Here is a 21817-nt window from a genome sequence, read left to right on the forward strand (position 1 = left end):
TCGGCGCGGCCGGGCACGACGGGCGTGGTCCGGAGCCGCGTCCCCACGGGTGTGGCCACGGGATTCGAGTGAAGGCGGTTTACGGGTGGGCACGAGGTATCGGGGTCCGTTGGCGGCGCTGCTCGCCGGGACGGTGCTGGTCTCCGGCTGCACGAGCGGTGGTGACGACGACGCGACCGGCGACGACAACGCCGCCCGGGTGGAGGTCACCGAGCAGGAGCTGGCCTGGGAGGAGTGCGAGACCGGCCTGCCCGACAGCGAGTGCGCCGTCTTCGAGGTGCCGCTGGACTACGACGAACCCGGCGGCGAACGCATCGAGATCGCCGTGAAGCGGCTGCCCGCCACCGGCGACGAGGTCGTCGGATCGCTGCTGGTCAACCCCGGCGGTCCCGGTGGCTCCGGCCACGACTTCGTGGACCACGCCCCCTACACCGTCAGCGAGCCGGTCCGTGAGAGCTTCGACGTGGTCGGGTTCGACCCGCGCGGCGTGGGTCGCAGCACCCCGCTCACGTGCCTGGACGCCGAGGGGATCGACGCGTTCCTGGGCACGGACTACGGCGACGGCGAGGGGGCGGACGACCTCGCCGAGCTCAGCCCCGAGGGCCTGGCCGAGATCGAGGCCAACAGCCGGGCGTTCGTCGAGGCCTGTGAGGAGAACGATCCCGAGCTCATGCGCAACATCGGCACCGCCGACGTGGCCCGCGACATGGACGTGCTGCGCGGCCTGCTCGGGGACGAGGAACTCACCTACCTCGGTGCCTCCTACGGCACCCACATCGGCGCGCAGTACGCCGAGCAGTTCCCCGATCGGGTGCGGGCCCTCGTGCTCGACGGTGCGGTCGACCCCAGCCAGGACCAGCTGAGCGTGAGCGTGGAGCAGGCCACCGGGTTCGAGACGGCGCTGCGCTCCTTCGTCGAGGACTGCCTGACCAGACCCGACTGCCCGCTGGGCGCGCGGGGGAGCGGAGTCGACGAGGGCATCGCCGCGCTGGACGCGCTCCTGGCGGGCGCCGCGGACGAACCCCTGGCCAACTCCACCGGCGACGGCCGTGAGGTCAACCGGGCCCGCGCCGAGCTGGGCGTGCTCGCCGCCCTGTACACCGAGAACTGGTGGCCGCGCGTGCGCGAGGCGCTCACCGACGCGATGGAGGAGGGCGACGGCACCGGCCTGCTGCTGCTCGGCGACGACCTGTACGGGCGCGCCGACCTGGCCGAGTACGAGAACTCCACGGCCGCCCTCACCGCGGTGAACTGCTCGGACTCGGTCGCCCCCCGGGAGGTGGAGGCCTACGCGGAGGCGGCGGCCGAAGCCGCCGAGGAGTCGCCGATGTTCGGCCCGATGCTGGCCTGGGGTGCGCTGACCTGTGCGTTCTGGCCGGAAGAGGCGGTCGCTCCGCTCGGGGAGCTCAACGCCGTCGGCGCCGACCCGATCATGGTGGTGGGCACCACGCGTGACTCCGCCACCCCCTACGCCTGGTCCGAGGCGCTCGCCGACCAGCTGGAGTCCGGCTTCCTGGTGACCCGCGACGGCGACGGCCACACCGGTTACCGGATGGGGGACGCCTGCGTGGACACGGTCGTCGACGAGTACCTGCTGGAACTGACCGTGCCCGAGGACGGGCTGGCCTGCGCCAGCCACCTCGAGGCCGGATAGCGGGGACCGGTTCGCCCCACTCGGTGGAGGCGCTAGACTGGTTTCTGCTTCGCCACGCGCACCGCGTGGCGATGTGCCGCCTTAGCTCAGTCGGCAGAGCGATTCACTCGTAATGAATAGGTCATCGGTTCGATTCCGATAGGCGGCTCCAGCCAGAACGCCACCCCGGTCCGGGGTGGCGTTTCGCGTTGGGGGCCAAAAAGGGGGCCAGCGGCCCACTCGGCGAAGAGGTTCCCCATGCTGTGGGCTCCCTCGGTGATCACCGGACACAGCTCCTTCCGGTGGACCAGCTCGGTCGTGCGCGTGCTGCTGTGACCCTGTACGCCGAGGGCAACGGCCGAGAGGTCCGCAAGCTCTTCGAGGCGAGCGTGACCGTGCAGGCACGGCGGATCGAGGCGGCGGTCCGGGCGGGCGTCCACCCGGACCGGGCCGAACTCCAGACCCTGAGGGCGGAGGACGTCGCCGGGGGCAGGGGAGGCTGAGCTGGGGTTCGGGGGTTTCTGACCGACCCTGGCCACAGGTCTGTGCGTCGTCCCGGGTTCCCGGCCTCCCAGGTGGATACGGTACCTATCGCAGACCCTCCGGCGCGGCGCCGGGGCCGATACCCCCATGGGAGTCGATGGATGATCACGGTCCGCGTCTCGAAGACAGATCCCGCCGCCACTTCCTCACTCGGGAAGGCGGTACGGGAACACCGTTACGCCGGGGCGGACCTGCACCTGCGCGTCGCACCGGGTGAGTACGTGGAGCCGTTGGTGATCGGCGTACGGGGGCGGGTGGTCGTGACACCCGACGAGGGCGCCGGGACCGTGACGGTCGTCGCCACCGGCGAGACCAACGTGTTCAACGTGCACGAGGGCGGCACCCTGGAGCTCCACGGGATCTCCGTGCGGAGCACCTCGGAGGAGTACCCGCCGCTGTACGTGCAGAAGGACGCCCGGCTCAAGGCGGTGGACTGCGTCTTCACCGCGCCACGGCGGGTCAACGTGGTGGGCGCCCGCGCGGAGGTCGTCGGCTGCCGGTTCGAGGACAGCGGGCTGCTCTGGGACGGCAGCGAGGGCAGTGTCAGCGAGTGCTACTTCGCCGGGGCGGTGATCGCCGTCCAGGGCAGGTGCAGCCCGAAGATCAGCGGGACGGTCTTCACCGGAGCCCACGACGACTGGCACACCCTGTACGTGGCCGACGCGTCCCCGGAGTTCACCGACTGCGCACTGGTCGACGGCGGCGGGGTGTACGTGCGGGACCGGGCGCGGGCGGAGTTCACCGACCTCCGGGTCACCGGCTCCTACGACTGGCCCGTGCGGGTCTACGAGCGCTCCAGGGCCACCTTCACCCGCATGGTGGTGGAGGGTGCCCGAAAGGAGGACACCGACGCGTTCTTCGTCCACGGCGACTCCGAGGCCACTCTGAACGACTGCGAGATCACCGACGCCACCCGGACCGGCGTGGCGATCGAGGGCGGCAAACTCACCGTCGAGGGGCTGACGGTGGACGGCACCGCCACGGACGCGGTACTCGTGGACGGCGGCCAGGCCGACGTCACCGACCTGCGGTGCACCCGGATCGGCAAGGCCGCTCTGCTCATCGCGGACGGCGCCCGGGTCACCGTCTCCGGGATGTCCGTCGCGGAGAGCGGGGTGGAGGAGCGCGGCGCCATCGCCTCGGTCCGCTCCCGGTTCGAGGTGAGCGACCTCAGGGTCAGCCGCTGGCACGGACCGATGGCGATCGTGGTGGGCGGCCGTGGGTACTTCGAGGACATCGTCGGCCACGATGTGGGCTCGGGTATCCACAGCCGTGAGGACGCCACTCTGACGGTGCGCGGCATGGTGCTGCGGGACGCCCGTGAGGACGGGCTGAACATCCTCGACGGCACCGAGGTGCAGCTCCACCAGGCCGACCTCTCCGACTGCGGTGAGGACGCCGTCTACGTCCAGGGCGGGCACGTCACGGTGCGCTCCTCCACCCTGTCCGGCAGCGGGGAGCGCGGGATCCGGGTGGGGGAGGGCGGCGTGGCCGCCCTGGAGGACACCTCGATCCGGGACGGTCGCGGGGACGGGGTCATGGTGGAGGAGGGCGGCCGGGTGCGGTTGGTGCGGTGCACCGTGACCGGTAACGACGAGGAGGGCCTGTGGGCCGCCGACAGCTCGTCGGTGTACCTGGAGGAGACCACCTTCAGCGGCAACCGGGGCGGGGACGCCAACCAGGGCGGTAACGGCGACCGGGCGGCCGCCCGGGTCGCGGGGACGGGGGCGACCCGTCCCGACGAGGGCGGGACGGCGGCGCAGGAGTCCGGTGACGCGACCGTGCGGGACCGGGCCCGACCGTTGGAGACCCTGCTCGCCGAACTGGAGGGGCTGGTGGGCCTTGACCGGGTGAAGAAGGAGGTCCGCGCCCTCGTCAACATCCAGACGGTGAGCGCCAAGCGTATGGAAGCGGGGTTCCCGCCGCTCAACGTCAGCCGCCACCTGGTGCTCTCCGGGCCCTCCGGGTCGGGCAGGGCGACCGTGGCCCGACTGTACGGGGAGATCCTGCGCTCGCTCGGCCTGCTCAGCCAGGGACAGTTCGTGACGGCCTCTCGGGACGACCTGGTGGCCGACCGCGGGGTCGGCAGCGCCCAGAGGACGGCGGACCTGGTGGAGCGGGCCCGGGGCGGGGTGCTGTTCGTGGCGGAGGCGTACGCACTGTCCCGGGGCGACGGTTCGGGACAGGAGGCGGTCGACACCCTGTCCGGGCTCATGGAGGAGCTCCGCGACGAGGTGGTGGTGGTCCTGTCCGGGCCCACCAACGGAATGCGGGCGCTCCTGGAAGCGAACCCGGAGCTGCGCGCGCGGGTGGCGCGCACCGTGGAGTTCGAGGGCTACTCCCCGGAGCAGCTCGGCGGGATCTTCGAGGCCATGGCCGAGGAACGCGGCTACACCCTGGGGGAGGGGGCGCGCGACCTCCTGCTCCGGCACTTCCGGGGGCGGATCGCGGAGGGTTCCTTCGGCCACGGCCGGGAGGCGCGGGCCGTGTTCGAGGAGGTGCTCCGGGTCCAGGCCGAACGCATCACGGCGGGTGGCTACCAGACCGTCGCGGACCTCACCCGGATCCGGACCGACGACCTTGAGGGTGTGGTGGCCGAGGGTCCCGCCACGCCCACCGAGGCGGTGGACGGGGTCCGGGTGAACGCCCTGCTGGCGAGCCTGGACGGCCTGGTGGGGCTCGGAGAGGTCAAGCGCCAGGTGAAGGGGCTGACAGACCTCCTGTGCCGGGCCCGTTCGGAGGGCGACCGGCGCCCGGCCGCGCGGCACCTGGTGTTCCTGGGGCCGCCGGGAACCGGGAAGGGAACGGTGGCGCGGCTCTACGGGGAGCTGCTGGCGGCCGTGGGGGTCCTGCCCCGCGGGCACGTGGTGGAGGCCTCGCCGGGGAGCCTGGTGGGGCCGCCGGGACAGCGGGGGCCCGGGAGGGTGGCGCTGCGCACTCGCGAACTGTTCGAGCGGGCGCGCGGGGGCCTGCTGCTCCTGTCCGACGCCGAAGTGCTGAACAGGGACTTCACCGGAGGTCGCGGGGTCGGACAGGAGGTGGTCGACACCCTGCTGCGGCTCATGGAGGAGCACCGGGACGAGGTCGTGGTGGTCGTGTCCGGCCGGGCCCGGGAGACGACCGGGTTCCTCGCGGACCACCCCGGCCTGGCGGCGCGGCTCTCGCGGACCCTGGAGTTCTCCTCCTACGACCGGGAGGAGCTGGCGGACATCTTCGTGGGGATGGCGGAGCGGGCCGACCTCCTGGTGCCGGAGGCGACCCGGCGTGCGCTGTCGGAGTTGGCGGGGGCTGACGCCCGGGGCCTGGCCGAGGGCGGCGGACACCGGGTGCGCGCGCTGTTCGAGGCCGGCCTGACCATGCAGGCGAGGCGGATCGAGGCGGCGGCGTTGTCGGGGGAGAGCCCCGGCGTGGACGAACTCCGGACCCTGCTGCCGGAGGACCTGCCCGACGGGGGCCCCGGCTTGGGGGAATGATTACTCAGCGTGTAGGGGTGATGTGCCTGCTGTGTCCGAAGTATGGGTAAGTGGGCGGTATGAGTCTGATGTTCATGCTGTTCGCCCTGATGGGTGCCGTGGTCGTCCTCGGCGGTGGTTCCTACGCCCTGCGCCGCGTCCTCGCCCACATGGACCCGCCCGCGGCGGTGGCGGAGCCCGAACCGCCCCCTAGGGCCGAGCCCGCCACACACGTGGGAGGGTACGTCCCGGTCCAGGGCCACCCCGACGAACTGCCCGCGGAACTCCGCGCGCGGGTGCGCAACCTGGTCGCGCTGGGCCACACCGACGACGCGGTCCGGATGGTGCGGACACGCCTCGGCGGTGACGAGGCGCGGGCGCGCGGGGTCGTGCGACGCCTGGGCGGCGAGGAACGGCCCGCGCTCGAACCCTGACCGGGCGGGGTTCAGACCCTCCGGCGGTTCTGGAGCCAGCCCCACACGGCGGTCGCGACGAACAGCAGACCGCCGATCACCGCGAGCCAGAACAGCCCCCTGATCACGACACCGAGGATGGCGAGGATCAGCCAGACGGCGAGCAGGACGAGGACGAGGTAGAGCATGTGAACCCCCGGGTAGTCAGCTTTTTCGGTGACCTACCCCGAGGCCCGGCCTCCGAAGCCGCCCCACCCCTCAGGGCCAGGTGCCGTCGATCACGGTTCCGTGGTCGGGCTTCTCCCGGTCCAGCCACTCCTGCCGCCTGCGGGCGAACTCCAGGGCCCACTCCACCTGGTGCCGGTGCAACTCCGGCAGGGTCAGCGCGGCGGTCTCGGCGTGGCGGGCCCCGATCTCCCGGGCCAGGGCCAGCGCGGCCCGGGCGTCGCCCTCGGCGTTGTGCGCGTCGGTCAGCGGGACCCCGTAGTACGCGCAGAGGTCGCCCAGGGTGCGCCTGCCGCGCCGGAAGGGCTCCACGGCGCGGTCGATCACCAGCGGGTCCACGACCGGCTCCGGCGGTCGCCCGAGCGCCTCGGCGAGCGGACCCAGGCCGTGCCTGCGGTGTTCGGCGTCGACCAGGGTGAGGTCGAAGGGCGCGTTGAACACGACCAGTCCCCCGCCACGGCCCAGATGTCCGCCCAGCGCCTCGGCGATCTCCCCCAGGCACTCCGCGGCGGGACGGCCCTCGGCGCGCGCCCGCTCGGTGCTGATGCCGTGGACGGCCACCGCTCCGGCCGGGATCTCCTTCTCACCGGGGTCGACCAGCCACGTGCGTCGGCGGCCCTCGCCGTCGACCAGGGCGGCCGACACCAGGAAGGCGGTGGCCGGGTCCGGCGAAGAGGTCTCGGTGTCGAACCCGAGCAGGTCGAGGGTGTGCCAGCCGGAGTGGCCGCCGCGCGGCGGCGGGACCGGGCGCGGCTCGTGCCCGACACAGTAGGTGCGCCAGCGCGCGTCCACTCTGAGGACGGACCCCTCCCCGGTCGCCACCAGGACCGAACAGGCGGAACAGGTGCCGGGGTAGCGGTTGCGCATGGGTTCCTCTCCGACCGGGCGGTCTCCCGGTGCCTGCCTCGGCGTCACCGCCGTGAACAGCGGCGATTCCGAACCATCGTAGGCGCGGAGGACGACGCGCCAGGGTACGGGGTGACGGGGCCCATGTGGCGAGTGTGTGCGGGTGCCCAATTCTGGGGAAGGGAAGGAGCATGAGTCTGGAAGAGGCATCACGTCAGCTGGAAGCGACCATCCACGACGCGCGGGTCGCGTTCGACTGCATCCTGCTGGAGGAACTGGACCGGGCGCACACCAACGCGATCACCGCCCGGGCCGCCGTGGACGCGGCCGAGCAGGCCATCCGGGTGGAACTGGAGAGGCGCACGGCCGAGAAGAAGGAAGAGGCCGACACCCCCGAATGATCGGAGGGCTCCGAGATCCCGGAGCCACGGGTATCGAACATACTTTCGAACAGCGGGTATGCTGTGTGGTATGCCCGATCAGTCCCTGACATCGGACTGGCCCGCGAGTGTGCACCCACCCGGGTCGGACTCCTTCGAGCAGACGGCCCTGGAGTGGCTGTTCGACCACGTGCCCGCCGACTACCGGCTGCACGGGGTTCTGCGACGTCATCCCGTGGCCCTCTCCCGGTTGGCGCGCCAGTACGTCTCCGCGACGCTGGACGCGGCCCGGGAGGGGTACCGCACGGCCCGCGTGGACCTACGCGGCCAACTCCCTCCGCACGCGCTCGACCAGGTGATGAACGCCTACCTCGCCGAGGGGCGGCGCACCGCCGAGGTCCTGCGCGCGGTCGAGGCCGTGGACGGCGCCCTGCGCGCCGCGGCCCCGGATCGGGGCCGCGATGAGTGAACCTCCGAGGCACGGCACCCCCGGACGGCCCGGAGCACGTCCTCCGGGCGCGCGGACCACGTCGGGTCCGGGGTCCCCGTCGCCGCCGGAGGCGAGGATCTCCGCCCCGGCGCCACCCGCACCGCCTCCGGACATCCGGTTGCTCCCGAGGCCCGTGTCACCGGGGCCCGGACAGGCACTCCCACCGCCGTCGGGGGAGGGGGGGCCGACCACACGCCGACGCCCCGGTGCGCCAGCCGGGAGGGTCAGACGCTCACACGGACCAGGACGGCGACCTCGTCGCCGGTGTTCACCAGGTGGTGGTGGCTCTGGGAGGAGCTCCCGGCGCCACCCACCACGCGGGTGCGGCCGGTGGCCAACTCCGCGGCCGAACGCATCTGACCGTCAGGGCCGGACGTGATCAGGTGGGCCCTCCCGCTGACCAGGTGCAGCACCTCCATGCCGTGCGAGCGGTCCGGCCGCCGGGCCGGACCGGGCACGAAGCTGTTCGGTTCGAGGGCCACGGTGGTCACCCGGAACCGGCCGCCCACGTGGCGGCGGGGGGGGGNNGGCCACAGGGTCGGGCGGCGCAGCGAGTCGGCGGCGCCGCGCGCCGCGGCGACCAGCTGGCCCACGGTGGGCAGACGGCGTTCCGCCAGGTGGGAGTAACCAGAGGTGCGTCCGGCGTCGACCACGTCGCCGATCCCGTCGAGGGACACCGACGCGGCGCGCGGACGGGGAGCGGGCTCGGTGGTTCCGGGACGGGCGGCGCTCGTGGCCAGGACCTGCTGGGACATCGTGGGAAGATCCTTCACGTGTACGCGGCCGGGTCCGGTGACCGGAGCCGCGAGGGTGTCGTCAATGGGCCCCGGACGGTGCGGGGCGGCAGGGGCGGCCACACCGAACGCACGTTCGGAGAGGACAATCACCCTGGTGGAGTTCGCTCGCGGGCCCGTCACACCGGATGGTGGAGGCCGCTCGCGGACTGGTCGGGCGGGGTCGGTCGACTCAGACCCCTCGGCAACGACTCAGCGACGACAACACGGACACGCCGCACGGGCCAGGTGGCAGGAGACCCAGGGGGTCGTGCGAGCCGTGGCGTCGGTGCGGGTGCGCGGATACATGAAGGTAAGGAGACCAGCAAAGTCGGTGGCGCGTCAAGCGAACGCCGGGAATCGTGCGTGTCGGACCACTTACCGGTCTGCCCGGAACGTGTTGCGGGCGGCGTCCCGTGGTGGTGACATGTGGAACCCGAGAACACGGCGCGTCCGTCGAACCGGAGACCATCCCCCAGTACAGCCGTAGCGACAGGAGTGGCCGTGCAGCCGTCCGTCCCCAGAGGGCAGCCTTGACCCCGGAGGCACCGGGCCTGTGGGCGCGTGTACTGGTGCGCGCCCTCGTGGTGGTCGCCGCCGGTGTGATGGCGCTCGGCTTCCTGGGCCCCGGAGCGGCACTGCTGGTCGCCTTCCTGACCGCCCTCACCCACGTGCTGCTGTGGGCCCGTTCCCGTTACGCGGGCTTCCTGTTCGTCGATCCGGGGGAGGAGCCTCCCGGTGGTCGGGACGACCCCCCGGAACCGCCCCGGGGGACCTCGGACTGAGGTCACACTCGCCCCTCGGGAAGGACCGCCCGGCAGGTCGGAGCCGGTCCGAGTGTGCGACGGGACGGTCACGGCACCGGCGAGCCGTGGGGCACCGCGCCGTGCGCGGCGTAGATTCTAGGTCTATGACGGACCGGGATCTTCTGCACGCCCTGCGCTTCGACCGGGGCGACACGGCGGACGCCTACGCGAGACTCCTCGACGCCTACGGAGACGAGCTGTACCGGCGTTGCATCCTGGTCCTCCGCGACCGGGACGCCGCGCACGTCGTCCTCAGGGACACCCTGATCGTCGCCCGCGCGCACATCGGACGCCTGCCGAACGCCGAGCGGTTCAGGGAGTGGCTGCACGCCCTCACGGAGGCCGAGTGCTCCCGCTACCTGGGGAGTCACCAAGCGCACCGGACCTGGGACGCCCACCCCCTGGCCCTGCCCGCGAGGGCCGATCTGGTCCGGGCGCGGGTCCTCAACGGCATCGGCAGACCGGAACTGGCCGGGTACCGCACACACGTCGCCGCGCGGGCCGACCGCTTCGGCCGCGACGGCTTCCCGCTGCCTCCCGGCCACGGGCCCCTCGCGGACGGGCCGCTGCCCCAGCTGTCCTTCGTCATCGCCGTGCTGTGCGCGCTGCTGGTGCTCGTCCTGGCCGGGTACGCGCTGACCCGCGACCCCGGCCGCGAACTCGGCACGGACGAACCCCAGATCGCCGGGGCATCCTGACCCCGGGCACGACGAAGGCCCGGCGGGAAACCCCGACCGGGCCTGGCGTGGACACCGGAACCCCGGTTACTGGTCCTCGTTGGTGATGTGCGAGGAGTCGCCGTGCGCACCGGCTTCCTCCGCGCGCTTCACCGACGCGATGATCTCCTGCTCGGCCTCGTGGCGGCCGACCCAGCTGGCGCCCTCGACGGACTTGCCGGGCTCCAGGTCCTTGTACACGGTGAAGAAGTGCTCGATCTCGAGGCGCTCGAACTCGTTCACGTGGTGAATGTCACGCAGGTGCTCCTGGCGCGGGTCCGTCGCCGGGACGCACAGCAGCTTGTCGTCGCCACCCGCCTCGTCGCGCATCCGGAACATGCCGATCGCGCGCGCCCGGATCAGGCAGCCCGGGAACGTCGGGGCCTTGAGCAGGACAAGGGCGTCCAGGGGGTCGCCGTCCTCGCCGAGCGTCCCCTCGACGAAGCCGTAGTCGGCGGGGTAGGTGGTGGAGGTGAACAGCATGCGGTCGAGACGGATACGACCGGTCTCGTGGTCCACCTCGTACTTGTTGCGCTCCCCCTTGGGGATCTCGATCGTAACGTCGAATTCCATGCTGATCTCGGCTCCCAATGCGACTAATGTCGCCGTATAACTACAACGTCAGGCCGCGACACCGACGGAAGGCAGGTCCCCGGGTGCGACGGGTACGAGGCGAGGCGTTCCTCGCGCTGGCCCTGCTCAACATATTCGTGCTGATCACCGGGTTGGTCGCCCTGGACGTGATCGAGGCACGACCGCTGTCGGCGGTGCCCAACCCCGTCACGCGCGCCGACGGCGTGGCGGCGGTTGCACCCGCGACCCCGACCCCGGCGGACCCGGTTCGGATCGCGGACATTCTTGATGATCCCATGTCATCGTCCGGGCTCGAGGAGGGCCTCTCCGGTTACGTCGTGGACGGCGTGACGGGAGAGACGCTCTTCGAACGCGACGCGGACACCCCGGTGACCCCGGCGTCGACGACGAAGATCGCCACGGCCGTCGCCGTCCTGGACACCGTCGGCCCCGACCACGTGCTGCGGACCGAGGCCCACCTCGACGCCGAGGAGAACCGGGTGGTGCTGCGTGGTGGGGGCGACGTCACACTGACCGCGACCGCCGACTCCGCAGCCTACCCGCAGGTAGCCACTCTGGAGGAGCTGGCCGAGGACACCGCCGCCGCCCTCGCCGAGCGGGGCCTGGACACCGTGACCGTCGGCTACGACGACTCGCTCTTCACCGGCCCGGACACCGCCCCCGGGTGGAAGCCCAACTACGTCACCGAGGGCAGCACGGCCACCATCCACGCGCTGATGGTCGACAGCGGACGGGTGGACACCGACGTGCTCACCCGGTCCGCGAACCCGCCGCTGGCCGCCGCCGAGGCCTTCGCCGACCAGCTGGAGGAGGCCGGGCTGACTGTCGAGGGCTCACCCGACGAGGCCGGAGCCTCCGGCGAACCGGTCGCCTCCGTGGACTCCATGCCGATGAGCGCCCTGGTCGAGTTCATGATGCTCGCCAGCGACAACAACATGGCCGAGTCCCTGGGCCGGATCACCGCCCTGGAAACGGGTGAGGAGCCCGACCACACCGGTGCCGCGACCGCCACGCACCGGGCCCTGGAGGGCCTGGGCATCGAGGGGGTCCAGCTCTCCGACAACAGCGGTCTGAGTACCAAGAACCGCATCACGCCGCGCGCCCTGGTCCAGCTGGTCAAGGCCGCCGCCGACGAGCCGCGCCTCAACGCCACCATCACCGGTCTGCCCACCGCCCACTCCACGGGGACCCTGGCCGGGCGCTACTCGGAGCACTCCAGCTCCCACGCGGCCGCGGGACTGGTCCGGGGCAAGACCGGAACCCTGGACGGCGTCAGCACGCTGGCCGGCACCATCCACGACCAGGAGGGCAACGTCTTCGTGTTCGCCCTGATGGCCAACAGCCCCGGAGCCTCCGGACCCCAACTGGACACGTTGGCGACGGCGCTCAGCCAGTGCGGGTGCGGTTGAGAGTGGTTTCTGGGGCCTTTGCTCGGCGCCTTTGCAGAGGGATTTGGGTTCAAGGCAACACAGCATCCTCGTCTACGCCTGGCTCGTTCCTCGCTGGCGGCTTGACTCGTCTTGCAGAACCCTCTCCGGCACCGAACTTTTTGGGGCCTCCGCTTCGCTTTGGCCCGGGTTCGGCGCCTTTGCAGAGGAACCTTCGGTGTCTTCGGTGTGATGGCTCGTTCCTCGCAATCCCACCTCCACCACCTCCAGAACCCTCTCCGGCACCGAACGAAAGCACCCCCCTTGTGGCTGGGGTGTACGGGCGGGACCCACGAGGCCGTGATCCGGGTCCCGGGACTGGCTCCATGACCGGGGAGAGTGATTCGGGCGGTCTCAGGGACATCCCGGGGCCTGCCCTGAAATAGCGCCCTGATCCCCGTGCTCACAGCCGTCGCGTGGGTAGGCTGACCGTGTGACTGTGATCGACTGGGACGTAGCCGTCAACACCGGTGTTCGCCTCGTGCGCCCTGGGCCGCAGGTGGACCTGTCCGACGCACGGCAGGCCGTGGTGCAGTTGCGCGAGCTGTCCACCGTGGCCGCCGGGCACGTGCGCGACTTCACCGGAATGAACCCCCTCGAACCCTCGGGGCCCGCGGTCATCGTCGACCGCCCGGGCTGGATTCGAGCCAACGTCGACGGGTTTCGGGTCGTACTCGAACCCGTACTCGAACAGATGGGAGCCGACCGGCTGAACAACAGCCCGGCCGGGAACCTGACCAGCGCGGTCGGTTCCCGGATCACCGGGGTGCAGCTCGGGGCGGTCCTGTCCTACCTGGCCGGGCGGGTCCTCGGCCAGTACGAACTCTTCCTGCCACCGGACCCCGACGGCCACTCGCCGACGGGGCGCCTGACCCTCGTGGCACCCAACATCGTCAACACCGAACGCGAGCTGGGCGTCGACCCGCGCGACTTCCGCCTGTGGGTCTGCCTGCACGAGGAGACCCACCGCATGCAGTTCACGGCCACGCCGTGGCTGCGCGGCCATGTCCAGGACCTCATGCGGGAACTCCTGCTGTCCACGGAGATGGACGCCTCCGACCTGATCGACCGCCTCCGACAGGCGGGCGAGGCCGTGGCGGACGCGGTGCGGGGCGGCGAGGGCAACCTCCTCACCGCGTTCCAGACCCCGGAGCAGAGCGCCCTGATGGACCGGGTCACCGCCGTCATGAGCCTGGCCGAGGGCCACGGCGACTACGTGATGGACGCCGTGGGTCCGGACGTCGTCCCCTCGGTGGAGACCATCCGCTCCCGCTTCCAGAAGCGGCGCGAGTCCCCCAACCCCCTTGACCGGATCATGCGCCAGCTGCTGGGCATGGATCTGAAGATGAAGCAGTACGAGGAGGGGGCGGCCTTCGTGCGGCAGGTCGTCGCGCAGGTCGGGATGGCCGACTTCAACAGGGTGTGGACCTCGCCGGAGACGCTGCCCACCCTGGAGGAGATCCGGGCTCCGTCGCAGTGGATCGAACGGGTCGTGCGCCCCGCCGCCATCACCGAGTGAGCGGGCCGCCCCCCGCCGTGGCCGCCGTCCGCTCGGCGGTCCGGCTGGCGCTGTCCGAGCTGCCGGAGGGGACCACCGTCCTGGTGGCGTGCAGCGGCGGCGCCGACTCCCTGGCCCTGGCCGGTGCGCTGGCCTTCGAGGCGCCCCGGGCGGGTGTGCGGGCGGGCGGTGTCACCGTCGACCACGGGCTCCAGGAGGGCTCGGACGAACGGGCCGAGACCGTGGCCGAGGTTCTGGGCGGGCTCGGCCTCGACCCCGTGCGGGCGGTCAACGTCCGGGTCGGCGGGTCGGGCGGCCCCGAGGCGGCGGCCCGGCGGGCCCGCTACGACGCCCTGGACGCGGTGGTCGACGAACTCCGTCCCGCGGTGGTCCTGCTCGGCCACACCCTCGACGACCAGGCGGAGACGGTCCTGCTCGGGCTGGCCCGGGGGTCGGGGGCGCGGTCCCTGGCCGGTATGGCCCGGCGTACCGGCGACTACCTGCGTCCCCTGTTGGACCTGGACCGCGCCACCGTCCGCGAGGCCTGCTCCCTGACGGGGCTGACCCCGTGGGAGGACCCGCACAACCACGACCCGCGCTTCGCCCGCTCCCGAGTGCGCCACGAGGCGCTGCCCGCCCTGGAGGCCGCTCTCGGTCCGGGGGTCGCCTCCGCTCTGGCCAGGACCGCCGCCCTGCTGCGCTCGGACGCCGACACCCTGGACGCGCTTGCCGGGGCCCTGCACGAGCGGGCCCGGCAGGGAGGGGGGCCCGGGCTGGCGGTGCCGCCGCTGGAACGGGCCGAACCCTCGCTGCGCACCCGGGTGCTGCGCCGTGCCGCCCTGGAATCGGGGTGCCCGGCGAGCGCGCTGAACGCACGTCACGTACGTGAGCTGGATCGCCTTGTCACCGAGTGGCGGGGGCAGGCCCACATCGACCTTCCCGGAGGGGTTCGGGGGCGTCGGACCGCTGGTCGGATCGTCTTCGGGCCCTGATCCGGAGGCCGAACCCCCGGGCTCCGGCAGGTGGTCGGGCACCGTGGCCTCGTTCGGCACGTTTATCCTGGTTGCCGCAAACGGGGAACTCAGCAGCGAGGACGTGAGCGTGGACGCTAAGGACATGGGCGAGGACCTGGAGAAGGTCCTCGTCACCGAGGAAGAGATCAAGACGCGCCTGGCCGAGCTGGGGGAGCGGATCGACGCCGACTACGAGGGCAGGGACCTGCTGATCGTCGGCGTGCTCAAGGGCGCGGTCATGGTCATGGCCGACCTGGCGCGGGCGCTGCACAACCCCGTCTCCATGGACTGGATGGCGGTGTCCTCCTACGGGGCCGGGACCACCTCCTCGGGTGTCGTGCGCATCCTCAAGGACCTGGAGACCGACATCAAGGACCGCGACGTCCTGATCGTCGAGGACGTCATCGACTCCGGCCTGACACTCTCCTGGCTGGTCGGCAACCTGAAGTCCCGCGGGCCCCGGTCCGTGGAGATCTGCACCATGGTCCGCAAGCCCCTGGCCTTCGACGTCGACCTCGACGTCAGGTACATCGGCTTCGACCTGCCCAACGAGTTCATCATCGGCTACGGGCTCGACTACGCCGAGAGGTACCGCAACCTGCCGTTCATCGGCACCCTCGCCCCGCACGTCTACGAGAAGTAGCGTTCCCGCCGCCGTGCGGTGCCCGCGCGGCGGCGGCCACGGGAACAACGGGGCGGGTCACCGTCGTTGCGTTCATGACGGACCCGCCACCGGTCCGAGCGGTGTGACCGCTCCGTGCGGCGAGGTGTACCGTCGAATATCCCGGCGTCATCGCAGGGAGCACGTGTCCGATAGGTCCTGCTTCGGAAACTCCTCTGGGGCGGGCGGCCTGGTCAGGAGGGACGGACCCGACAGGGTTCCGCTCACATGAATCTGAAGCGTTTTTTCCGCGGCCCGTGGATCTGGATCCTGGCTGTCGCCCTCATGCTCGTCATCGGCTTCCGCGTGTTCGACGTGGGCGCCGGTCCCCAGCCTGAGGAAGCCGACATCTCGACGGTCTACCAGCTCATCGAGCAGGACGAGGTGGACAACGCCGAGATCGTCGACCGCGACCAGCGCATCCGCCTGACCACGGTCGACGAGGACATCCTCGAGGCCTACTGGGTGGAGGGGCAGGGCCTCCAGCTGGCCGACATGCTCCAGGAGTCCAGCGAGAACCCCGACGGGAACCTGAAGGCCTACGAGGTCTCGGTGGCGACCACACCGATCTGGACCACGGCCCTGTTCAGCCTCCTGCCGCTGATCATCATCATCGTCATCTTCTGGTTCATCTTCAGCCAGATGCAGGGCGGCGGCTCCCGGGTCATGCAGTTCGGCAAGTCCAAGGCCAAGCTCATCACCAAGGACACCCCGAAGAACACCTTCGAGGACGTGGCCGGTGCCGACGAGGCCATCGAGGAGCTCCACGAGATCAAGGAGTTCCTCCAGAACCCGGAGAAGTTCCAGTCGATGGGGGCGAAGATCCCCAAGGGCGTGCTGCTCATGGGCCCGCCCGGAACCGGCAAGACCCTGCTGGCCCGCGCCGTCGCCGGTGAGGCCGGGGTGCCGTTCTACTCCATCTCCGGTTCGGACTTCGTCGAGATGTTCGTCGGCGTGGGCGCCTCGCGTGTGCGTGACCTGTTCGAGCAGGCCAAGGCCAACGCTCCCGCGATCATCTTCATCGACGAGATCGATGCGGTCGGCCGCCACCGCGGCGCCGGCATGGGCGGCGGGCACGACGAGCGCGAGCAGACCCTCAACCAGATGCTGGTCGAGATGGACGGCTTCGACGTCAAGGGCGGCGTCATCCTGATCGCCGCCACCAACCGCCCCGACATCCTCGACCCGGCGCTGCTGCGCCCGGGCCGCTTCGACCGCCAGGTCGTCGTGGACCGTCCGGACATGGACGGCCGCAAGGAGATCCTCGCCGTGCACGCCAAGGGCAAGCCCATGGCCGAGGACGTCGACTTCGCCGTCATCGCCCGCCAGACCTCCGGGATGACCGGCGCCGACCTGGCCAACGTCATCAACGAGGGCGCCCTGCTGTCGGCCCGCGCGGACAGCAAGGTCATCACCCACGCCGTCCTCGAGGAGGCCATCGAGCGCGTGATGGCCGGTCCCGAGCGCAAGACCCGCGTGATGTCGGACCGCGAGAAGAAGGTCATCGCCTACCACGAGGGCGGTCACGCCCTGGTCGGCCACGCGCTGCCCAACGCCGACCCGGTCCACAAGATCACCATCCTGCCGCGCGGCCGCGCGCTCGGCTACACGATGTCGGTGCCGACCGAGGACAAGTTCCTCACCTCGCGCTCGCAGATGATGGACCAGCTCGCCATGATGCTCGGCGGCCGCGCCGCCGAGGAACTCGTCTTCCACGAGCCCACCACGGGCGCCGGGAACGACATCGACAAGGCCACCAGCCTGGCCCGCAACATGGTGACCGAGTACGGGATGAGCGAGCGCCTGGGCGCCCGCAAGTTCGGCTCCGGCAACACCGAGCCGTTCCTGGGCCGGGAGATGTCCCACGCCCGCGAGTACTCCGAGGAGATCGCCTCCCTCATCGACGAGGAGGTGCGGCGCCTCATCGAGTCCGCGCACGACGAGGCCTACGAGGTCCTCGTGGAGTACCGCGACGTGCTCGACGAGCTGGTCCTCCAGCTCCTGGAGAAGGAGACGCTCACCAAGACCCAGGTGCTGGAGGTCTTCGAGCCGGTCCGCAAGCGGCCCACCCGCGGGTCCTACACCGGGTACGGCAAGCGCCAGCCCTCCAGCCGGCCCCCGGTCCGCTCCAAGAAGGAGATGGCCGCGCTGAACGGTGCCGACGTCCGGGGCCAGTCCGGCAACGGTCAGCACCCTGAGCCGACCACCACCACCGAAGGAGACCAGGAGTGAGCTCGGACCTGCCCGCCAGACCCGTGGACCGCGAGCGCATCGAGCACGCGGTTCGGGAGATCCTCATCGCGATCGGGGAGGACCCCGACCGCGACGGCCTGACGAAGACCCCCGAGCGGGTCGCCCGGGCCTACGAGGAGCAGTTCTCCGGGCTCGGTCAGAAGCCCGGTGACGTCCTCACCACGGTCTTCGAGGCCGACCACGAGGAAATGGTCCTGGTCAAGGACATCGAGCTCTACTCGACCTGCGAGCACCACCTGGTGCCGTTCTTCGGGGTGGCGCACGTGGGCTACATCCCGGGTCCGCACGGCCGGATCACCGGACTGAGCAAGTTCGCCCGCCTCGTGGACGTCTACGCCCGCCGCCCGCAGGTGCAGGAACGCCTCACCGGCCAGGTCGCGGACGCCATCATGGAGCACCTCGACCCGCGCGGGGTGATAGTGGTCGTCGAGGCCGAGCACCTGTGCATGACCATGCGCGGGGTGCGCAAGCCCGGGGCCAAGACGGTCACCTCCGCGGTGCGGGGCATCTTCCGCAGCAGCGACCGCACCCGCTCCGAGGTCATGAGCCTCATCCTCGACCAGCGCTGACCCGCTTCGGGACCGTGCCGGGTCCGAACCCCGACACCACCGCCGAGGGGCCGGGGGCCGTGTGCCCCCGGCCCCTCGGCGTACGCGTAGGGTGATGCGCATGGCGCCGAAACACACACTTCCGGGGCTGCCCGACCACGGGCGGTGCCTGGTCATGGGGGTCGTGAACGTCACCCCCGACTCCTTCTCCGACGGCGGGTCCTGGTTCGACCCCGAGCGCGCGATCGAACACGGTCTGCGCCTCGTCGAGGAGGGCGCGGACATCGTCGACGTGGGCGGTGAGTCCACCCGCCCCGGGGCCCAACGGGTCCCGGCCCCCGAGGAGCTGCGCCGGGTCGAACCCGTGGTGCGCGAACTCGCCGCGCGCGGAGTCGCGGTCAGTGTGGACACGATGCGGGCCGAGGTCGCCGCGAGCGCGGTCGAGGCCGGCGCGGTACTGGTCAACGACGTCAGCGGCGGGCTGGCCGACCCCGAGATGGGCCGACTCGTCGCTTCTTCCGGTGTGGCCTACGTGTTGATGCACTGGCGTGGGCATAGTCATGACATGCAGAGCCGTGCCGTGTACACGGATGTCGTCCAGGAGGTCCTCGATGAGCTCCGCGACCGTATGGAGGCCATGATCAGTGCAGGTGTCGACCCCGGCCAGATCGTTCTGGACCCGGGCCTGGGATTCTCCAAGCGCCCCGAACAGGCGCACAACTGGGCGCTGCTCCGGCATCTCGACCGGTTCCACGAACTGGGCCGGCCCGTCCTGGTGGCGGGATCACGCAAACGCTTCCTCAGCCGCCTGCTCGGCGACGCCAAGGGCGAGGACCGCCCGTTCGTCGAGTGCGACGCGGCCACCGCGGCCGTGACCACCCTGTCCGCGGACCGCGGCGCCTGGGCGGTCCGGGTGCACGACGTCCGTCCGAACGCCGACGCGGTTCGCGTGGCGGCGGCCTGGGCCGACGGCGGGGCCAGCCTCGCCGAGGGCCGGGACCAGACCGTGGACCGGGGTGACGTGTGAAGTCCCGCCAGGAGGTCATGGAGAGCGTGGCCGAGGCCAACGCGCAGTTCTACAGCGCCATCGAGAACGGTGACATCGACCTGATGCGCACCGTGTGGGCCGAGGAGCACGAGGCCCCCGACCTGGTGTGCGTCAACCCGGGCTGGCCGCTCCTGCGCGGCCGCACCGAGATCATGCGCGCCTGGTCGCTGATCATGGCCAACGTCACCTACATCCAGTACGTGCTCACCGAGACGCACATCGGGGTGGGCGGTGACATCGCCATGGTGACCTGCGAGGAGAACGTACTGACGGCGGAGGACGGCAGCCCCGGTTTCGTGGCGGGCGGGCAGGTGGTCACCACCAACCTGTTCGTCGACACCGACCAGGGGTGGCGGCTGTGGTCGCACCACGCCTCCCCGGTGCTGATGGAGGACGACGACGAGGCGGAGGCCGAGGACTGATGCGGGACCGCATCGAGCTCCGCGGCCTCCGGGCCCGGGGCCACCACGGGGTGTTCGACTTCGAGCGCCGCGAGGGGCAGGACTTCGTCGTGGACGCCGTGCTGTACCTGGACACGGCGACCGCCGCGAAGAGCGACGACGTCGCCGACACCGTCCACTACGGCGAGCTGGCCGACCGGCTGGTCGCGGTCGTGACCGGTGAACCGGTGAACCTGATCGAGACCCTGGCCGAGCGCCTGGCCGGGGTGTGCCTGGCCGAGTCCCTGGTGCGAGGGGTGGAGCTGACGGTGCACAAGCCGTCGGCGCCCATCGAGCACGAGTTCGCGGACGTGTCGGTCACCGTCACCCGGGGCGAGCGGGGGCAGCGGTGAGTCCGGCGGTGGCGCGTGCCGTGCTCTCCCTGGGTTCCAACCTCGGGGACCGGATGGCCACCCTCCAGGGCGCGGTGGACCTGCTGTCGGCCGGGGAGGGCGTCACCCCGGTGACGGCCTCCCCGGTCTACGAGACCGCCCCGGTGGGCGGGCCCGACCAGGGCGCGTTCCTCAACGCGGTCCTGGTCGTGGACACCACCGGCACTCCGAAGGAGCTGCTGGAGCTGGCCCGGTCCGCCGAGCGCGCCTTCGAGCGGGTCCGCGAGGTCCGGTGGGGGCCGCGCACCCTGGACGTGGACGTCATCGCCTTCGGGGACACGACCGACGACGATCCGGAGCTGACGCTGCCGCACCCGCGCGCGCACCTGCGCGCGTTCGTGCTGCGCCCCTGGCTGGACACGGACCCCGGCGCGGTCCTGCCCGGCCGGGCGCCGGTCGCCGCCCTGCTGGCCGGGGTGGAGGAGGCGGACACCAGGGGCGAGCAGGAGCTGACCGTCCGGGAGGACCTGAGGCTCACGCTGCCAGGGGAGGACGCACGTGTCGGGTGAGGGCGGGGGCACGCTGACCCCGACCGGGTGGCGCGTCCCGACCCTGCTGGCGCTCCTCGGGGCGCTGCTGGGGCTGTTGGTCGCCAACACGGTGAGCGGCCTGCCGCTGATGCCGTGGTCGGCGATCCCGACCCTGTTGCTGCTGGCCCTCGCGGAGGGGTTCACCGCCGGTCGCACGGCGCGCCGTGTGCGCCGGGCGCCCGGGACCGAGCCGATGGAGCCGCTCAGCGCGGCCCGCCTGCTCGCCCTGGCCAAAGCGAGCGCGCTGTTCGCCTCTCTGGCCGCGGGGTACTTCGCGGGGACCGCGCTGGCCGTCTCCGACCGGCTGGAGCTGCCCAGCCACCGTGAGGTGTTCCTGACAGCGCTGGGGACGGCGCTCGCCGCCGGTCTGCTGCTGGCCGCCGCCCTCTACCTGGAGCACGCCTGCCGGGTGCCGGAGGACGACGACGAGGACCGGAACGACACACCGGGGCTCGCCTAGGAGTGAGCTGAGGGGTGGGGCCCCGCCCGGGACGGGGCGGAACACGGACGACTCCGGGTTCCGGCCGAGCCGTTTCGGGCGGGGATTGCCCGCTGATGGTTGACTGAGCCCGTGGACACCAGTGAACCGACATCACCGGCGCCGGAGGGGTCCGACCCGCCGCGGCGCCCCGTGGACGCCGCCTTCGCCGCACCCGGGGACACCGACTGGACCCGGGTTCCGGTCGCGCTCGCCTGGTACCGCCGCCTCGTGACCGGTGCGTGCTGCCTGGCCGTCGGCGCGGCCGGGGCCCTGTTCCTGTTCCTGTCGGGCCGACCGGGGGCGGCCGTGACCTGGGCGGTGGCGGTTCTGGTGGCGGCCGTCGTGCTGTGGCTCCTGGCCGGGCGCTTCCAGCGCTCCTGGGGCTACGCCGAGGAGTCCGCCGAGCTGTACCTCACCTACGGCGTGCTGATGCGGCAGCTGGTGGTCGTCCCCTACGGCCGGATGCAGGTCGTGGACGTCACCGCCGACCTGCTCGAACAGGCGCTGGGGATCGCGACCGTGCGCGTGCGCACCGCCGCGAGCACGGCGGACACGCGGGTGGTGGGGCTTCCACTGGCCGACGCCGTCCAGCTGCGCGACCGGCTCGCGGCGCGCAGCGAGACCTTCTCTACGGGGTTGTAAGTGCACGGACCGC

Annotated in this window: 24 protein-coding genes and 1 tRNA gene; 21 read left to right on the forward strand and 4 right to left on the reverse strand. The window is 71.7% G+C overall.

The window, feature by feature from the left end:
• Positions 1 to 109 precede the first annotated feature (109 nt).
• The 5 genes from D452_RS0104105 (at position 110) to D452_RS0104125 (ending at position 6062) form a co-directional block, all read left to right on the forward strand.
• Positions 110 to 1654 (forward strand): alpha/beta hydrolase, encoded by a 1545-nt coding sequence (locus D452_RS0104105; protein WP_017542883.1) that lies wholly within the window; start codon positions 110 to 112, stop codon positions 1652 to 1654.
• 75 nt (positions 1655 to 1729) lie between these two features.
• Positions 1730 to 1805: transfer RNA gene (locus D452_RS0104110), tRNA-Thr, on the forward strand.
• 160 nt (positions 1806 to 1965) lie between these two features.
• On the forward strand, positions 1966 to 2136 hold the full coding sequence (locus tag D452_RS31235; protein ID WP_017542884.1) for a hypothetical protein: 171 nt from the start codon (positions 1966 to 1968) through the stop codon (positions 2134 to 2136).
• 141 nt (positions 2137 to 2277) lie between these two features.
• Positions 2278 to 5649 (forward strand): right-handed parallel beta-helix repeat-containing protein, encoded by a 3372-nt coding sequence (locus tag D452_RS0104120; protein ID WP_017542885.1) that lies wholly within the window; start codon positions 2278 to 2280, stop codon positions 5647 to 5649.
• Between the two features lie 59 nt (positions 5650 to 5708).
• Complete coding sequence (locus tag D452_RS0104125; protein WP_040693070.1) at positions 5709 to 6062, forward strand: hypothetical protein; 354 nt, start codon at positions 5709 to 5711, stop codon at positions 6060 to 6062.
• 11 nt (positions 6063 to 6073) lie between these two features.
• Here D452_RS0104125 and D452_RS30815 read toward each other — a convergent pair whose 3' ends face one another.
• Both D452_RS30815 and D452_RS0104135 read right to left on the reverse strand, forming a co-directional pair.
• On the reverse strand, positions 6074 to 6229 hold the full coding sequence (locus D452_RS30815) for a hypothetical protein (protein WP_017542887.1): 156 nt from the start codon (positions 6227 to 6229) through the stop codon (positions 6074 to 6076).
• A 70-nt stretch (positions 6230 to 6299) separates the two neighbouring features.
• Positions 6300 to 7133, reverse strand: a complete 834-nt coding sequence (locus D452_RS0104135) for an exonuclease domain-containing protein (RefSeq protein WP_017542888.1) — start codon at positions 7131 to 7133, stop codon at positions 6300 to 6302.
• Between the two features lie 170 nt (positions 7134 to 7303).
• Here D452_RS0104135 and D452_RS0104140 point away from each other — a divergent pair, with 170 nt between their 5' ends.
• Positions 7304 to 7513, forward strand: coding sequence for a hypothetical protein (locus D452_RS0104140; RefSeq protein ID WP_017542889.1), 210 nt, complete (start codon positions 7304 to 7306; stop codon positions 7511 to 7513).
• A gap of 58 nt (positions 7514 to 7571) precedes the next feature.
• Positions 7572 to 7961 carry a hypothetical protein gene (locus D452_RS0104145; protein WP_026128957.1) on the forward strand — a complete coding sequence of 130 codons (390 nt, stop codon included), beginning with the start codon at positions 7572 to 7574 and terminating at the stop codon, positions 7959 to 7961.
• Between the two features lie 245 nt (positions 7962 to 8206).
• Here the strand turns inward: D452_RS0104145 and D452_RS0104150 are convergent, their stop codons facing one another.
• Entirely contained in the window at positions 8207 to 8737 is a 531-nt protein-coding gene (locus tag D452_RS0104150; RefSeq protein ID WP_017542891.1) for a hypothetical protein, read from the reverse strand.
• Positions 8738 to 9288: 551 nt separating this feature from the next.
• On the opposite strand from D452_RS0104150, the gene D452_RS0104155 reads away from it, so the two are divergent.
• Together D452_RS0104155 and D452_RS0104160 are read left to right on the forward strand one after the other, a co-directional pair.
• Positions 9289 to 9540: a hypothetical protein gene (locus tag D452_RS0104155; protein WP_017542892.1), complete on the forward strand. Its 252-nt coding sequence runs from the start codon at positions 9289 to 9291 to the stop codon at positions 9538 to 9540.
• 125 nt (positions 9541 to 9665) lie between these two features.
• Positions 9666 to 10259 (forward strand): RNA polymerase sigma factor, encoded by a 594-nt coding sequence (locus D452_RS0104160; RefSeq protein ID WP_017542893.1) that lies wholly within the window; start codon positions 9666 to 9668, stop codon positions 10257 to 10259.
• A 66-nt stretch (positions 10260 to 10325) separates the two neighbouring features.
• Here D452_RS0104160 and D452_RS0104165 read toward each other — a convergent pair whose 3' ends face one another.
• Positions 10326 to 10850 carry an inorganic diphosphatase gene (locus D452_RS0104165; RefSeq protein ID WP_017542894.1) on the reverse strand — a complete coding sequence of 175 codons (525 nt, stop codon included), beginning with the start codon at positions 10848 to 10850 and terminating at the stop codon, positions 10326 to 10328.
• 83 nt (positions 10851 to 10933) lie between these two features.
• Between D452_RS0104165 and dacB the strand changes: the two genes are divergently transcribed.
• From dacB to D452_RS0104225, 12 genes are all read left to right on the forward strand, one after another.
• On the forward strand, positions 10934 to 12280 hold the full coding sequence (gene dacB / locus D452_RS0104170) for a D-alanyl-D-alanine carboxypeptidase/D-alanyl-D-alanine endopeptidase (protein WP_026128959.1): 1347 nt from the start codon (positions 10934 to 10936) through the stop codon (positions 12278 to 12280).
• 457 nt (positions 12281 to 12737) lie between these two features.
• Entirely contained in the window at positions 12738 to 13817 is a 1080-nt protein-coding gene (locus D452_RS0104175; RefSeq protein WP_017542895.1) for a zinc-dependent metalloprotease, read from the forward strand.
• Positions 13814 to 14788, forward strand: a complete 975-nt coding sequence (gene tilS / locus D452_RS0104180) for a tRNA lysidine(34) synthetase TilS (RefSeq protein WP_017542896.1) — start codon at positions 13814 to 13816, stop codon at positions 14786 to 14788. The genes D452_RS0104175 and tilS overlap by 4 nt, the downstream gene beginning before the upstream one ends.
• 109 nt (positions 14789 to 14897) lie before the next feature.
• Positions 14898 to 15452, forward strand: coding sequence for a hypoxanthine phosphoribosyltransferase (gene hpt / locus D452_RS0104185; RefSeq protein WP_026128960.1), 555 nt, complete (start codon positions 14898 to 14900; stop codon positions 15450 to 15452).
• 246 nt (positions 15453 to 15698) lie between these two features.
• Entirely contained in the window at positions 15699 to 17702 is a 2004-nt protein-coding gene (ftsH, locus tag D452_RS0104190) for an ATP-dependent zinc metalloprotease FtsH (RefSeq protein WP_017542898.1), read from the forward strand.
• On the forward strand, positions 17699 to 18292 hold the full coding sequence (gene folE, locus D452_RS0104195; protein WP_017542899.1) for a GTP cyclohydrolase I FolE: 594 nt from the start codon (positions 17699 to 17701) through the stop codon (positions 18290 to 18292). Before ftsH ends, folE begins: the two co-directional genes overlap by 4 nt.
• A gap of 100 nt (positions 18293 to 18392) precedes the next feature.
• The gene (folP, locus tag D452_RS0104200; RefSeq protein WP_017542900.1) at positions 18393 to 19298 is read left to right on the forward strand and encodes a dihydropteroate synthase; all 906 of its coding nucleotides are present in this window, start codon (positions 18393 to 18395) and stop codon (positions 19296 to 19298) included.
• On the forward strand, positions 19295 to 19741 hold the full coding sequence (locus tag D452_RS0104205) for a nuclear transport factor 2 family protein (protein WP_017542901.1): 447 nt from the start codon (positions 19295 to 19297) through the stop codon (positions 19739 to 19741). Before folP ends, D452_RS0104205 begins: the two co-directional genes overlap by 4 nt.
• Positions 19741 to 20112: a dihydroneopterin aldolase gene (folB, locus tag D452_RS0104210; protein WP_017542902.1), complete on the forward strand. Its 372-nt coding sequence runs from the start codon at positions 19741 to 19743 to the stop codon at positions 20110 to 20112. The genes D452_RS0104205 and folB overlap by 1 nt, the downstream gene beginning before the upstream one ends.
• A gap of 53 nt (positions 20113 to 20165) precedes the next feature.
• Positions 20166 to 20660 carry a 2-amino-4-hydroxy-6-hydroxymethyldihydropteridine diphosphokinase gene (gene folK, locus D452_RS0104215; protein WP_051061244.1) on the forward strand — a complete coding sequence of 165 codons (495 nt, stop codon included), beginning with the start codon at positions 20166 to 20168 and terminating at the stop codon, positions 20658 to 20660.
• Positions 20650 to 21141 carry a DUF3180 domain-containing protein gene (locus D452_RS0104220; RefSeq protein WP_017542904.1) on the forward strand — a complete coding sequence of 164 codons (492 nt, stop codon included), beginning with the start codon at positions 20650 to 20652 and terminating at the stop codon, positions 21139 to 21141. Before folK ends, D452_RS0104220 begins: the two co-directional genes overlap by 11 nt.
• A 111-nt stretch (positions 21142 to 21252) precedes the next feature.
• The gene (locus D452_RS0104225; protein WP_040693076.1) at positions 21253 to 21804 is read left to right on the forward strand and encodes a PH domain-containing protein; all 552 of its coding nucleotides are present in this window, start codon (positions 21253 to 21255) and stop codon (positions 21802 to 21804) included.
• The last annotated feature ends 13 nt before the right edge of the window (positions 21805 to 21817 follow it).

Origin of the sequence: Nocardiopsis prasina DSM 43845, assembly GCF_000341265.1 — a bacterium.
GTDB classification, from domain to species: Bacteria; Actinomycetota; Actinomycetes; order Streptosporangiales; family Streptosporangiaceae; genus Nocardiopsis; species Nocardiopsis prasina.